Below are 9,737 nucleotides of genomic sequence, written 5' to 3'. Positions count from 1 at the left end.
GCGGGTATGAGTGCGAACCAGCATCCCCGCGTGCTGGTTTGCGGCGCCAGCGGTCGCCTGGGCCAGTTGCTGGTGCCGCGCCTGCTGGCCCGGCAGGCACGGCCCCGGGTGCTGGTGCGCCAGGTCGCAACCGCGCAGGCGCTCTGGGGCGATACGGTCGAGGTAGCGCAGGGCAGTTTTGATGATGCGGCCGCCTTGGGCCAGGCCCTTGTCGGCATTGAGCGTCTCTTCCTGCTCTCTCCGATCAGCCCTGCGCTGGCCGAGCAGCAACTGCGCGTGGTCGAAGCCTCGCGCGCTGCCGGTGTGCAGCACATCGTCAAACTCTCCGGCTCGGACTGGACCATAGCCCCGCCCGGCCGCTCGCTGTCGGGCGATGCGCATGGCCGCATCGAAGATGGCCTGCAGGCCAGCGGCATCCCCCACACCGTGCTGCGCCCTAATGCCTGGATGCAGGTGGGTTTGTCGCGCATCGCAGGCGAACTGCGCAGCGGCGATGTGCTCCGCTCCCAGCACCTGGGTGCAGGTGTCTCCTATATCGATGCCCGCGACATTGCCGATGTTGCTGTTGAAGCACTGCTGAATCCCGAGGCTGCCCAGCAACGCCTAGGCGCACCGGGCCCCTGGGTGCTGACCGGCAACCAAGCACTGCGCCCGCAAAAACTGGCCGAGATCGCATCGCGCCTGCTGGGCCGGCCGATCACCGCCGCCGCGCCTGTGACTGCCCCCGCTGCAGACCCTTTTATCGCGCAGGTGCACGGCGAGTTTTTTGCGCTGATGCGCGCGGGGCATGCGGCTGCGGTGACTGCGACGGTGCGGCAGGTGCTGGGGCGCGAGCCGCGGACGGTGGAGGGGTTTTTGGCGGACGAGCTGGGGGCTTTGGCTGTGGCGGCTTGAGGGGGAGGGAAGTGGGTCAGAAGTGCCCGGTGGGTATCCGAGGTTAGGATGGCGGCATGCGGCCACAAGCGGCATGTCAGTATTTGCTGCGTTCAGTCTGTGCAATCAAAAACGGGTACCTACAGAATAGAAAATATGCGCCCCGATCCTCTTGCTTGGTGGCATTCCGAGTTCGGTGAAGTTGCGCCTCGCGGGCATCTTCTGCGCCGCCATCTCACTGCGCAATGGGTGCGCTTCCACTCACTCCCTGATTCAAAACGATACGCTGAGTCGCTTGACGACTACGCCGAAATTCAACATCGACATTTGCTGGTCGCGTCCGCAATCTTCAGCGCTGACGAGCCCTTGTACGTCTTTCGTGCGCTCAGTGGCGAAGCCATACTTCGGGGGACAGCTAGGCATCAGCTTGTTGGGCGGCAATTCAGAGAAGCCGTTGCTGCGGTGCCGCATGAAAGTCTCGGCCAGGACGATGAGGATCGAATGTATGTTCGGGCACTTGTTTCCAAATGGAAGCCCGATTTTTTTGAAGCCGCGATTCGCGTGCTTGCAGATGGGGAGGCGGTGGGGGTCTCATTTGTCTCTCCGTCCACAAAGAACATTTTCTGTCCCTACGACGGGGGAATGGATGTCTTCACGTTCTCCATTTCGCCCGAAGAGCTTCGTGCCCGCTTCGCTGGCTGGCTATCGAGTCGTCCGGACGGCCTGTGAGCGACAGCTCTGGGTCGAGCAGTAACAGTCATGCGCAGCCACTTGGAGCTGCGGGTACGATGCCTCAATTCGGCCATATGCAGACATTCGAACCTTTGCTACGGAGACCGAGAACAAAATTTTTAGGACTGTCTAAAAGTGGCGACAGCAAATTTGCCTATCGAACAACAAGCTCATACAGTTTGCCAACCGCGAAGTGAAGGAGATCAAGAGTGAATGGAAATAGTCGGTGCCTAGCTGTTCGCTCAAGCGGACTGGCATTCTGCGGGCCGCTTACCTAGTCTGTTAGCCACAAATGTTTGAAGCCACGTCGGTGCCAGCATCGTTTCTTAACCTCGATCTTGAATTGGAGTCGAGTGAAGAGCTGGTCGCGCTTGAGGAGGAACTTCGTTCCGGCGCTTACGTCCTCTACTCTGGTCCTGTGTCTGGTGGGTATAGGCTTGCACTAGAGCCGCTGATCGTCGGCACGCTCAATGGAGACCCAACAAGCTGCACAGACCACTTCCTATCTCAGCTGGAGGCACTCTCCGGAGCGGCACACGCGGAGTTCTTGAAGTGCCGCTCCCGTATCTTTGACTACGGATTCGATGGTGGGCTAGAGGCCAATCCGATTCGAACTGACCTTTGCAGTCGCAGCTTAGCTCGAATGGTGGCGCTCGGTATCGACGTTAGGATCACAACATATCCCTATAGAGCCGCCGAGCCAGAAGGAACAGAGTGAGCAATACGGATGCGTTGATGCCCACTAGGCGCCCATCCAGCGGGTGCCACCAGATCTTTCTTTGGTAGTGTTGCGCTGGTACACAGCGCTTTCTCACACCGAGTCGGGTCTAACTCGGCGCTCAAGCCGGCCAGCCGAAGGTGGGCGGCTTAGCTTGTTCGTTAGCGAATGACCGCTCAGGGTCATAGCGCCACTTCAACCTATAGCGCTCATTCGGCCTACATAAGTTTCGGGTAACCGCTGAGAGGCGCAGAACCTAGCTTCAACGCAGACTGGTGGAAATGACTGCTTGAATCAGCTGCCGCTGGCAGGGCGTTCCGCACACTTTAGGGAATGAATCCAAAAGGCATTGAGTAGCGTATAGAGCACATGCCCATTTCTTCTAAACTCTCCACCCCCATGAGCCGCCGCCTAAGCCTCCTCGGCATCGGTTCCGCCATCGCAGCGCTGCTGTCCGGGTGTTCTGGTGCCCAGGTGCTGGACCGCCTGGTGGCACATGACACCTACCACGGCCCCACAGGTGTGCGCTATGGGCCCGATGCAAGGCATCTGCTGGATGTGTACCAGCCAGCGACCGGCACGGCGCCCGGCCATGCACCGGTGGTGCTGTTTTTTTATGGCGGCAACTGGACCAGCGGCGAGCGGGCGGAGTACCGGTTTGTCGGCGAAGCGCTGGCGGCGAACGGCATCATCGCGGTGGTGGCCGACTACCGGCTGAGCCCCCAGGTGCAGTACGACGGCTTTCTGGGCGATTGCGCATTGGCGCTGCAGTGGACCTTGGCGCATGCCGCCAGCCTGGGTGGCGACCCCGCGCGGGTGATGGTGATGGGCCATTCGGCCGGGGCTTATAACGCAGCGATGCTGGCACTGGACCCGCGTTGGCTGGCGCCTTTGGGCCTGACCCCCGATCGGCTTGCGGGCTGGATAGGGCTGGCCGGGCCCTACGACTTTTTGCCGATTGTGGACCCCCAGGTTCAGCTTGCTTTTAACTGGCCGCACACCCCGGCCGATTCCCAGCCCCTCTTCTACGCCGACGCCAAAGCCCCCCGCACCCTGCTGCTGGCCGCACGCAACGACAAGGTCGTTGATACGCAGCGCAACACCGTCGGCCTGGCAAACCGCTTACGGGCTGCCGGTACCGACGTGGATATGCGGATCTTTGACCACCTCAGCCACGTGACGACCGTTGCCGCGCTGGCCCGGCCGCTGGACTGGTTAGCCCCGGTGCTGCCGACGGTGGTGGGCTTTGTACGCGGGGATCCGAAACGGGTGCAATGACCCCTCAAGTGATAGCAGCCGTGGCCGGTTGTGTCGCGGCGACAAGTTTGCTTAGCAGCCGGTCCCTCGGTTGATCCATCGTGGCGAGAGTCGCATGGTGGCTGGCTGCTGGCGCTAATATGGCGCTTTCGGCCAGAACCGGCCTTTAGCCATCACCTTGCAACGGTGCCAGCCAGCGCTGCTGTCTACCGCTTCCATGAATCACCTCTACACACACCCGTACCAGGGCAGGTTTGGCAATGGCCTGGCCAAGCTGCTCAATTCGCGTCGCTTTGCCAGCTATCGGCGAGCGCTGATGTCTCGTCTGCCCTTCATGACCTTGGACAGCGATGTGGTCGATGTGGTCTACATGACATGGCTGGTGGACGAAGCCCTGGCCGCCCCGTTTGCCCCACCGGGCGCGCGCCTCTGGTCTTACCAAGGCCGCACGCCTCTTACGGTGCTGACCTATCGGCATGGCCATTTTGGTCCTCGGTGGATGGGGCCCTTGAGGCGCGTTATGCCTTCCCCATTGCAGAGCAACTGGCGCCTGTACCTGGCAGAGCCGCTGTCTGATGCGCCGCCCGTTCCCACCGTTGCCTTTGTCTACAACGTGATGGACAGCCTCGCCCATGTGGCTGGGACGCGATTGTTCAGTGATGCCTTGCCATCCCATTGGCCGGCAAGCTTTGATTTCCGCGTGAACCCTGATGAGGCCATTGTCGACATCGCGCCCGGCGATGGCAGCGCGCCAAGATTGGCGGCGAGGGCGGTGAGGGCAGGGGAGGCCGTTTTGTCGCCGCCCTGGTCCGGGATGTTCCATGGCTGGTCGGATGCAATCGTGCGCCTGGCCTCCCAGGACGCTGCGGTGGTGGAGGTGCCGACAGCGGAGGGCGCCCCTGCCAGGTCGGCCTTGGCGACGATTGATTTGCCGGTGGATGTGGCCTCGGTGGAGCCCTTGCTGCTGGACACGCAAACCCTGGACTGCCCTTTGTTGCAGAGGCTGGATGCGGACCCGGAGGCGCTCTGCTTTCTGCTGCCCAGCGTGCGCTTCTCTGCCTTGTCCGAGCGGCTTTTACGCGCTTCTACCTGAGGCAGACGCGCTGCGACAGTGTGGTTCGCCCAACAAAACTGAGCGCTTGACGCCAATCGATCAACTAGTAGAATGGCTCATCTTTGAAAGCGCTAGCTGCCCACCCGATGACTGTTGAACTCTCCCCCCGCGCCACTGAATTGGCGGAACATGCCCGGCAATTGCTGGCCGCTGGCGGCTACAACGGCTTCAGCTATGCGGATCTCTCTGAAAAGGTCGGGATAGGAAAGGCCAGCATCCACCACCATTTCCCCAGCAAGGCGGATCTCGTGTTGACGGTCGTGCAACGCCATCGGCAGCAATCTGTGGAGGGCTTGGCAGCGATGCAGCAGCATTTGGGCGATGACCCGCAAGCCCAATTGAGCGCTTATGTGGATTACTGGGCGCGCTGCATACGCGACGGTTCATCGACAATGTGCATCTGTGCGATGTTGGCTGCTGAAGCGCCGATGATCCCGCCAGAAATAGCGGCTGAAGTGCGTGGCTATTTCCAGGATCTGACCCAGTGGCTGGCAGCGGTGATCTCGCAAGGCCAGGCCAAAGCGCAGTTCAAGCCAGAAGCGAACGCGCCGGTAGAAGCGCTCGCCTTGATGTCCACCGTGCATGGCGCCATGCTGACGGCCCGCGCCTTGGGTGATCCCGATGCTTTCCAGACGATCGTGCGCGCGGCGATACATCGGCTGGCAGCTTGAAGAATGGCCCGATCACCCAGGGTGTCGGGCTCTCTATTTTTTGCCCATCAAACCAATCAACTAGTCGGTTGTTTTTGGAAAGACCACCCCATGCCTCATCCCATCTCCACGCTTGGCGCCTTCCATACCGCCATCAGTGTGCTGCCGCTCGTTGCCGGCTTGTACAGCTTTGTCCGCTACCGCGCCATTGAGCCGGCCAAGCGCTCGGGTCAGTTGTACTTGGTGGGTATGTTGCTGTCCGTGCTGACCGCTTTCGGTCTGTCCAGTACTGGAGGTTTCAACGCCGGCCATGCCTTGGGCATTCTGGCGCTGTTGGTGATGGGCGGGTCATTGCTCATCCGGCAGCTGCCGCTTCTCCCACGCCTCGCTCCCTACCTGTCGCAGTTCGGGTTTTCGTTCAGCTTCTTTCTGCTGTTGGTGCCGGCCATCGGTGAGACCTTGACGCGTCTGCCGGTCAGCCATCCTCTGGCCTCAGGCCCTGAATCGCCTTTGGTGCGCGGCACGGTGCTCGCTTGGCTGGCGATTTTTGTGGTGGGAGCCGCATGGCAAATGTGGTGGATGCGGTCACAACGCCAGCGCTGAATAGGCAGCGCATTCTTTGTCTTGCTTGACTTGCTTGACTTGCGACAGGCAGACCCTCGTTGGCATCGATCGGCTGTTTCTGCTCTCTCACCAGCCCGGTGCGCTGCGTGTGGCCGAGATCACATCGCGCCTGCTGGGCCGGCCGGTCACCGCTGGCGCGCCTGTGCCTGCAGCGGCGCCCGACCCCTCTATCGCCCACGTGCATGGCGGGTTTGCGCTGATGCGCGCGGGGCATGCGGCTGCGGTGACGGCCACGGCGCGCCAGGTGCTGGAGCGCGATCCCCGGACGATGGAGCGCTTTTTGGCGGAGGCGCTGAGCGCATTGGCGGTGGCCGCTTGAGGGGGATGATGCGGGATGGGCGGGCGGCTGCGTTCCGTCTGGCTTGCCAATGGCTGGCTATAGATTGATAACGGTTCTTGCTGTCGGTGCCGGGTCGAACTCCTGCTGCATGGTTCCTGGTGCACATCACAAGGATAAAGCAGATGGTGCGCGGGCCCTCGCGGAAACGTTTTCAGCGCAGTCCCCAGGGACTGTGCACATGGTGAAAATTTAAGCGGAGAGGGTGGGCCGAACAGACGCTCAGCGCTTCTACGGCCAGCCAGGAGCGGCTCTTTGTCACTGCGGCAGAAACTGGCCAAACTTCGTTATCTAGGCAGGGACATGCAACTCGGTCAGAATGCCGAACTAGGCATTGCACGGGGACACTATCGTCACCCTTCAAAGGAGCGCTCCATGGCCGAGACATCCAAGGTAAAAGGACCTGCCTCTTACTTTCCGTCCATCGAAAAGACCTACGCCAAGCCAATAACGCATTGGATGGAGATTCTTCAGAATGCGGGGCCGTTGAAGCACATGGAGCTGGTCAATTTCCTCAAGACCCAGCACCAGATCGGTCATGGGCACGCGAATGCCCTGGTTGCAGCGTTCCTCATGAAGAAGTAGCACGCCAAGAAACGTGTACCAGGCTGCATCTGGGCCACAAACGGACACTTCCACCACACATGCATCGCGCCACTACTTATGCCGCACTCGCTGCCGAGTTGGAGTCATGGGGTGCGCTTTCGCACGCGGATCTGCTCGCGGCGATCAATCAACCAGCGACTGAACGTGTGGTGCAAGCCAGTGGGCAAGATTTGTTGTTGGAGATAAGCGTTTCTTGGGCTACTGAGAAGCGGAAAGCATTCAAGGTGCTTGCTAGAGCCTATGGACCCAGCCATATGCGGATGGAGCAGCTCCAAGAGGCGTTAATTGTGCCGATAGGGGCATGAGTCCAAGCGTTGCGGGCACGGCTGCATCCGGCTAGAAGCAATCACTGGCCAAATGCCAATGCTGACGTTCAACACGATAAATTAAGCTGCGCCGCGAAGCAGCGGATTGAATGAATTGTTAGGCGCGCCACTTGCCAATAGCTTCTTCGAGCCAGTCTTCCCAGCACTCTTCTTCTATCTCTTTTCCATACGATTTACCAATTGCCTCAATGCAGCGATGCACCAGAGCAACGTGCCGTGGTTTGAGACGCGAGAACTGAGGTTCGCTTGGTGCATGTAGGCCAATCTGAACTAGAAATTGCGTGAAGAATGGCTTGCCATCCTTGTTGGAGGACCCGACTAAAGCCAACTCCATTAATCGTGGAAGGTAGTACGCCATGGCATCGGGTACTAGGAATGCTACAGGCCCCCAACACACTGTACCGATCTGCTCGATTGATAGATCCTCGCGTCTCACGTGCTCCAGCAACGAATCATATTCGGCACACTCTGGACAATGGACATGGTTTGTTGAATGAGCAGGCTTTGTGAACTCCGAGAACGAATCGTAGAGTTCCTTTGTCGGCAGATGAGCGCTCATGAGAGGTGCGCCTAACGCAATGCGTTCAACAGAACCTGCGGGATAAACTGCGTGGTGCGGGATATTTGGGGCATGATTCTCTCTGTAAAGCGGCTTGCAGCTCTGGTTAGTATTTGGGGTTCTGTTTAAAAACACAGGTATAAATTCCATGAAACCCGGCATGCTAGCTGGCATAGTTGTTCATGGAGTATCACCGACCGCTATGCGGTTGATGGATAAGTCTGTTGTGGGTCGTTCAGAGACCGTCAGAAGCAACCCATAGGGCTACGGGGATTGAGCCCCCACGCCATCAGCCTTCACCGCACCGATCTCCGCCTCTCCCTGTGCTGCTACAGTGGCGGCACATCCCGATCCGCGCCCATCCCATGAGCCAGGGTTCTGCAGAGGCCCCCCAGGTCTTTGCAAGAATTGTTACGATTCGCCTACCCGGCAGGCCTTTGCCGGGTGTTGCCGTCTCGCTTGGCCGTCTATGAATTCCTCGTCTCCCTCCTATGTCATTGGTATCGATCTGGGCCCCAGCCACACGGTGGTGGCCTATGCACCACTGACGGGGACGGGGGACGAGATTGCGCTGCTGACCATTCCCCAGCGCAGCAGCGCAGGCGAGATACAGGCCCAAACGCTATTGCCCTCGGTGCGCTACCAGGCGGCAGAAGGCGAACTGGGTGATGCCTGGCAGCAGCCCTGGCCGCCGCAAGGCGCGAGCGATGCAGCGCCGGCGGTGGTGGGCCGCTGGGCCCGGGATTTGGGCACAGCGGTGCCCAGCCGCCTGGTGGCCAGTGCCAAAAGCTGGCTGTCGCACCCAGGGGTGGACCGCAGCGCGGCCATCCTGCCCTGGGGCGCGGGTGACGAGGTCGCCAAGATATCGCCGCTGGCGGCATCGGCCTCGTACCTGGCCCATGTCAAGGCGGCCTGGGAAGAGGCGCATCCAGAGGCGCCGCTGGGCGCGCAGATGGTGGTGCTGACGGTGCCGGCCTCGTTTGACGAGGGCGCGCGCGCATTGACCTTGGAGGCCGCCCAGCTGGCGGGCCTGCCCCAGGTGCATTTGCTCGAAGAGCCCAAGGCCGCTTTCCACGACTGGCTGGGGCTGCAGGGCGAGCAGCTGGCCGCACGGCTGGCGGACAGCCGGCTGGTGCTGGTGGTCGATGTGGGCGGTGGCACGACCGATCTGACGTTGATCCAGGTCGAGCCCGCTGCCGATGGCGGCCTGCCCAGCCTGACGCGTACGGCCGTAGGCGAGCACCTGATGCTGGGCGGCGACAACATGGACCTGGCCCTGGCGCATCAGCTCGAACCCCAGTTTGCGCCTGAGGGCCAGCGCCTGCCCGCTGCCCGTTTTGCGCAGCTGGTGCAGCGCTGCCGCATCGCCAAGGAGCAGTTGCTGGCCGCCAATGCACCCGAGCAGGTCGCCGTTACCCTGCTGGGTGGCGGCAGCCGGCTGCTGGCCCAAAGCAAGACCGCCCACCTGAGCCGCACCCAGGTGCAGCAATGGGTGGTCGAAGGATTTTTGCCGCTGGCCGAGCGCAGCGCGGTGCCCAGCAAACGCCAGGGCGCCTTGCGCGGCTTTGGCCTGCCCTACCCGGCCGATGCGGCCATTACGCGGCATCTGGCGCAGTTCTTGGCGCAGCATACGGACAACGGGGGCGCGCAGGCGCTGCCCGATACCGTGCTGCTCAATGGCGGCGTGTTCCATGCGCATGCGGTGGTGGAGCGGCTGACGCAGCAGCTGTCAGCCTGGCGCGGCGCGCCGGTGCGCGTGCTGCACAACCCGCACCCCGATTGGGCGGTGGCCCGGGGCGCGGCCGCCTATGGCCTGACCCGTTTTGCCCCTGAGCCTGAGCCAGCTGTAGCAATGCCCGCAACTGACGATGCAGCAGCGCCGCCTGCGGCCAGCCTGCGCAGCCGTTTGCCGCAGATTGGTGGCGGATCGGCCCGCAGCTA

Annotated in this window: 12 protein-coding genes; 11 read left to right on the top strand and 1 reads right to left on the bottom strand. The window is 61.4% G+C overall.

Annotated elements, in window-relative coordinates; genetic code table 11:
- From H928_RS0119570 to H928_RS0119525, 10 genes are all read left to right on the top strand, one after another.
- A partial coding sequence (locus H928_RS0119570; RefSeq protein ID WP_306729957.1) for an NmrA family NAD(P)-binding protein occupies positions 1 to 894 on the top strand: 894 nt, incomplete at its 5' end.
- A 135-nt stretch (positions 895 to 1,029) separates the two neighbouring features.
- Positions 1,030 to 1,602, top strand: coding sequence for a hypothetical protein (locus tag H928_RS0119565; RefSeq protein WP_148293233.1), 573 nt, complete (start codon positions 1,030 to 1,032; stop codon positions 1,600 to 1,602).
- A gap of 295 nt (positions 1,603 to 1,897) precedes the next feature.
- Complete coding sequence (locus H928_RS0119560) at positions 1,898 to 2,323, top strand: hypothetical protein (RefSeq protein WP_021028018.1); 426 nt, start codon at positions 1,898 to 1,900, stop codon at positions 2,321 to 2,323.
- Positions 2,324 to 2,722: 399 nt separating this feature from the next.
- Positions 2,723 to 3,601, top strand: a complete 879-nt coding sequence (locus tag H928_RS0119555; protein WP_021028017.1) for an alpha/beta hydrolase — start codon at positions 2,723 to 2,725, stop codon at positions 3,599 to 3,601.
- 295 nt (positions 3,602 to 3,896) lie between these two features.
- Positions 3,897 to 4,673 carry a DUF2071 domain-containing protein gene (locus H928_RS0119550; RefSeq protein WP_239645024.1) on the top strand — a complete coding sequence of 259 codons (777 nt, stop codon included), beginning with the start codon at positions 3,897 to 3,899 and terminating at the stop codon, positions 4,671 to 4,673.
- A 107-nt stretch (positions 4,674 to 4,780) separates the two neighbouring features.
- The gene (locus H928_RS0119545; protein ID WP_021028015.1) at positions 4,781 to 5,365 is read left to right on the top strand and encodes a TetR/AcrR family transcriptional regulator; all 585 of its coding nucleotides are present in this window, start codon (positions 4,781 to 4,783) and stop codon (positions 5,363 to 5,365) included.
- 90 nt (positions 5,366 to 5,455) lie between these two features.
- Complete coding sequence (locus H928_RS0119540) at positions 5,456 to 5,947, top strand: hypothetical protein (protein ID WP_021028014.1); 492 nt, start codon at positions 5,456 to 5,458, stop codon at positions 5,945 to 5,947.
- Between the two features lie 109 nt (positions 5,948 to 6,056).
- Positions 6,057 to 6,287 (top strand): hypothetical protein, encoded by a 231-nt coding sequence (locus H928_RS0119535; protein WP_148293232.1) that lies wholly within the window; start codon positions 6,057 to 6,059, stop codon positions 6,285 to 6,287.
- Positions 6,288 to 6,680: 393 nt separating this feature from the next.
- A complete protein-coding gene (locus tag H928_RS0119530) occupies positions 6,681 to 6,890 on the top strand; it encodes a DUF4287 domain-containing protein (protein ID WP_021028012.1) in 210 nt (69 codons plus the stop codon).
- Between the two features lie 59 nt (positions 6,891 to 6,949).
- Complete coding sequence (locus H928_RS0119525; protein WP_021028011.1) at positions 6,950 to 7,216, top strand: hypothetical protein; 267 nt, start codon at positions 6,950 to 6,952, stop codon at positions 7,214 to 7,216.
- A 118-nt stretch (positions 7,217 to 7,334) separates the two neighbouring features.
- Here H928_RS0119525 and H928_RS31745 read toward each other — a convergent pair whose 3' ends face one another.
- Positions 7,335 to 7,796, bottom strand: coding sequence for a hypothetical protein (locus H928_RS31745; protein WP_148293231.1), 462 nt, complete (start codon positions 7,794 to 7,796; stop codon positions 7,335 to 7,337).
- A 469-nt stretch (positions 7,797 to 8,265) separates the two neighbouring features.
- Between H928_RS31745 and H928_RS33655 the strand changes: the two genes are divergently transcribed.
- The coding region (locus H928_RS33655; protein WP_239645023.1) for an Hsp70 family protein at positions 8,266 to 9,737 on the top strand (1,472 nt) is incomplete at its 3' end.

Origin of the sequence: Comamonas sp. B-9 (assembly GCF_000410635.1) — a bacterium.
In the GTDB taxonomy this organism is placed as follows: domain Bacteria; phylum Pseudomonadota; class Gammaproteobacteria; order Burkholderiales; family Burkholderiaceae_C; genus Comamonas.
Note: the sequence above shows the minus strand (reverse complement) of the source record. Positions and strands in the feature narration are given on the sequence as shown.

Excerpts from the sequence above, each read along its gene's own strand:
- H928_RS0119540 (WP_021028014.1), top strand. The coding sequence starts at position 5,456 with ATGCCTCATCCCATCTCCACGCTTGGCGCCTTCCATACCGCCATCAGT.
- H928_RS0119560 (WP_021028018.1), top strand. The coding sequence starts at position 1,898 with ATGTTTGAAGCCACGTCGGTGCCAGCATCGTTTCTTAACCTCGATCTT.
- H928_RS0119525 (WP_021028011.1), top strand. The coding sequence starts at position 6,950 with ATGCATCGCGCCACTACTTATGCCGCACTCGCTGCCGAGTTGGAGTCA.
- H928_RS0119550 (WP_239645024.1), top strand. The coding sequence starts at position 3,897 with ATGTCTCGTCTGCCCTTCATGACCTTGGACAGCGATGTGGTCGATGTG.
- H928_RS0119565 (WP_148293233.1), top strand. The coding sequence starts at position 1,030 with ATGCGCCCCGATCCTCTTGCTTGGTGGCATTCCGAGTTCGGTGAAGTT.
- H928_RS0119555 (WP_021028017.1), top strand. The coding sequence starts at position 2,723 with ATGAGCCGCCGCCTAAGCCTCCTCGGCATCGGTTCCGCCATCGCAGCG.
- H928_RS0119530 (WP_021028012.1), top strand. The coding sequence starts at position 6,681 with ATGGCCGAGACATCCAAGGTAAAAGGACCTGCCTCTTACTTTCCGTCC.
- H928_RS0119545 (WP_021028015.1), top strand. The coding sequence starts at position 4,781 with ATGACTGTTGAACTCTCCCCCCGCGCCACTGAATTGGCGGAACATGCC.
- H928_RS31745 (WP_148293231.1), bottom strand. The coding sequence starts at position 7,796 with ATGAGCGCTCATCTGCCGACAAAGGAACTCTACGATTCGTTCTCGGAG.